This is a genomic window from Massilia luteola (assembly GCF_034420155.1).
GTDB lineage: Bacteria > Pseudomonadota > Gammaproteobacteria > Burkholderiales > Burkholderiaceae_D > Telluria > Telluria luteola.
The window spans coordinates 1-3,780 of record NZ_JAXOFN010000010.1; the positions used below are offsets into that span (position 1 = coordinate 1).

Genomic DNA, 3,780 nt, shown 5'->3' on the forward strand with positions numbered 1-3,780 from the left:
CGTGCCGCCGATGGTCAACCCGAGGGTGCTGTCGGTGCCGGTGACCACGACGTTCTCGTCGAACGTGACGGTGAAATTCAGCGTCTGGCCGGCGACGTAGGTCGCGTTGGCGGGCACGCCGATATTCCCCGCTACCGCCGGCGCGACCGCGTCCACCAGCACGCCGGTGGTGGCCGGTACGTGGCCGGAGAGTGCGAGGTTGGCGTTATTGCCGGCCGCGTCGCGGATGGTGCTGGTGCCCGTTGTGATCGCGCCGACCGCGATGCCGTCGGTATCCGTGTCGCCCGCCTGCACCGTGTAGGTGTAGGTAACGGTGTTGCCGGCACTGGACGCGAACGCGGCACTGCGCGTCGTGCCGCCGATGGTCAGGCCGAGCGTGCTGTCGGTGCCGGTGACGGTCACGTTCTCGTCGAACGTGACGGTGAAGCTCAGCGTCTGGCCGGCGACGTAGGTCGCGTTGGCCGGCACGGCGATATTGCCGGCGATGCTCGGGACCGTGGCGTCGACCAGCACGCCGGTGGTGGACGGCAGGTGGCGGGACAGGGTCAGGCTGGCGTCGTTGCCGGCCGCGTCGCGGATGGTCGACGTGCCCGCCGTGATCGCGCCGACCGCGATGCCGTTGGCGTCCGTATCGCCGGCCTGCACGGTATAGCGGTAGGTGATCGTGTTGCCGCTGCTCGACAGGAAACTGGCGTTGTGCGCCGTCGCGCCGATCGTTACGCCGAGGGTGCTGTCGCTGCCGGCGACGACGACGTTTTCGTCGAATGTGACGGTGAAATCGAGATTCTGGCCGGCCACGTAGGTGCCGTTGGCGGGCACGCTCACGTTGCCGGCGACCGTCGGTGCGATCGTGTCGACCAGGATGCCGGTGGTGGCGGGCACGTGACCGGAAAGCGCCAGCGTGGCGTTGTTGCCGGCCGCGTCGCGGATGGTCGAGGTGCCGGGCGTGATCGCGCCGACCGCGATGCCGTCGGCATCCGTGTCACCCGCCTGTACCGTGTAGGTGTAGGTGATCGAATTGGCCGTGCTGGACGCGAACGTGGCGCTGCGCGTCGTGCCGCCGATGGTCAACCCGAGGGTGCTGTCGGTGCCGGTGACCACGACGTTCTCGTCGAACGTGACGGTGAAATTCAGCGTCTGGCCGGCGACGTAGGTCGCGTTGGCGGGCACGCCGATATTCCCCGCCACCGCGGGGGCGACCGCGTCCACCAGCACGCCGGTGGTGGCCGGCACGTGGCCGGACAGGGTCAGGTTGGCGTTATTGCCGGCCGCGTCGCGGATGGTGCTGGTGCCCGATGTGATTGCGCCGACCGCGATGCCGTCGGTATCGGCGTCGCCTGCCTGCACCGTGTAGGTGTAGGTAACAGTGTTGCCGGCACTGGACGCGAAGGTGGCGCTGCGCGTCGTGCCGCCGATCGTCAGGCCGAGTGTGCTGTCGGTGCCGGTGACGGTCACGTTCTCGTCGAACGTGACGGTGAAGCTCAGCGTCTGGCCGGCGACGTAGGTCGCGTTGGCCGGCACGGCGATATTGCCGGCGATGCTCGGGACCGTGGCATCGACCAGCACGCCGGTGGTGGACGGCAGGTGACCGGACAGGGTCACGCTGGCGTCGTTGCCGGCCGCGTCGCGGATGGTCGAGGTGCCTGGCGTGATCGCGCCGACCGCGATGCCGTCAGCGTCCGTATCGCCTGCCTGCACGGTATAGCGGTAGGTGACCGTGTTGCCGCTGCTCGACAGGAAACTGGCATCGTGCGCCGTCGTGCCGACAATCACGCCGAGCGTGCTGTCGCCGCCGGTGACGACGACGTTTTCGTCGAACGTGACAGTGAAGTCGAGATTCTGGCCGGCCACGTAGGTGCCGTTGGCGGGCACGCTCACGTTGCCAGCAACCGTCGGCGCGATGGTGTCGACCAGGATGCCGGTGGTGGCAGGTACGTGACCGGAAAGCGTCAGGCTGGCGTTGTTGCCGGCCGCGTCGCGGATGGTCGAGGTGCCCGAAGAAATGGCGCCGACCGCGATGCCGTCGGCATCGGCATCGCCCGCCTGCACCGTGTAGGTATAGGTGATCGAATTGGCCGTGCTGGACGCGAACGTGGCGCTGCGTCCCGTGCCGCCGATGGTCAGGCCGAGGGTGCTGTCGGTGCCGGTGACGGTGACGTTCTCGTCGAAGGTGACGGTAAAGCTCAGCGTTTGGCCGGCGACGTAGGTCGCGTTGGCGGGCACGCCGATATTCCCCACCACGGCGGGCGCGACCGCGTCCACCAGCACGCCGGTGGTCGCCGGCACGTGCCCGGACAGGGTCAGGTTGGCGTTATTGCCGGCCGCGTCGCGGATGGTACTGGTGCCCGTTGTGATCGCGCCGACCGCGATGCCGTCGGTATCGGCGTCGCCTGCCTGCACCGTGTAGGTGTAGGTGACGGTGTTGCCGGCGCTGGACGCGAACGTGGCGCTGCGCGTCGTGCCGCCGATCGTCAGGCCGAGCGTGCTGTCGGTGCCCGTGACGGTTACGCTCTCGTCGAACGTGACGGTGAAATTCAGCGTTTGGCCAGCGACGTAGGTCGCGTTGGCCGGCACGGCGATATTGCCGGCGACGCTCGGGACCGTGGCATCGACCAGCACGCCGGTGGTGGACGGCAGGTGACCGGACAGGGTCAGGCTGGCGTCGTTGCCGGCCGCGTCGCGGATGGTCGACGTGCCTGGCGTGATCGCGCCGACCGCGATGCCGTCGGCGTCCGTATCGCCGGCCTGCACGGTATAGCGGTAGGTGATCGTGTTGCCGCTGCTCGACAGGAAACTGGCGTTGTGGGCGGTCGTGCCGATCGTCACGCCGAGCGTGCTGTCGGTGCCGGCGACGACGACGTTCTCGTCGAACGTGACGGTGAAATCGAGATTCTGGCCGGCCACGTAGGTGCCGTTGGCGGGCACGCTCACGTTGCCGGCGACCGTCGGTGCGATGGTGTCGACCAGGATGCCGGTGGTGGCGGGCACGTGACCGGAAAGCGTCAGGCTGGCGTTGTTGCCGGCCGCGTCGCGGATGGTCGATGTGCCCGAAGAAATGGCGCCGACCGCGATGCCGTCGGCATCCGCGTCGCCCGCCTGCACCGTGTAAGTGTAGGTGATCGAATTGGCCGTGCTGGACGCGAACGTGGCGCTGCGTCCTGTGCCGCCGATGGTCAACCCGAGCGTGCTGTCGGTGCCTGTGACTACGACGTTCTCGTCGAACGTGACGGTGAAATTCAGCGCCTGGCCGGCGACGTAGGTCGCGTTGGCGGGCACGCCGATATTCCCCGCCACGGCGGGCGCGACCGCGTCCACCAGCACGCCGGTGGTCGCCGGCACGTGGCCCGACAGGGTCAGGTTGGCGTTATTGCCGGCCGCGTCGCGGATGGTCGAGGTGCCGGGTGCGATCGTGCCGACCGCGATGCCGTCGGCATCGGTGTCGCCGGCCTGCACCGTGTAGGTGTAGGTGATGGAATTGGCCGTGCTCGAGGCGAACGTGGCGCTGCGCCCCGTGCCGCCGATCGTCAGGCCGAGGGTGCTGTCGGTGCCCGTGACGATGACGTTCTCGTCGAACGTGACGGTGAAATTCAGCGTTTGGCCAGCGACGTAGGTCGCGTTCGCCGGCACGGCGATATCGCCGGTGACGCCAGGGACCGTGGCATCGACCAGCACGCCGGTGGTCGCCGGCACGTGGCCGGAGAGCGCGAGGCTGGCGTCGTTGCCGGCCGCGTCGCGGATGGTCGACGTGCCCGCCGTGATCGCGCCGACCGCGATGCCGTC

General features: G+C 68.8%; 1 protein-coding gene. It reads right to left on the bottom strand.

The features are described from left to right. The coding region (locus tag U9J41_RS12910; RefSeq protein WP_322402591.1) for a beta strand repeat-containing protein at positions 1–3,780 on the bottom strand (3,780 nt) is incomplete at both ends.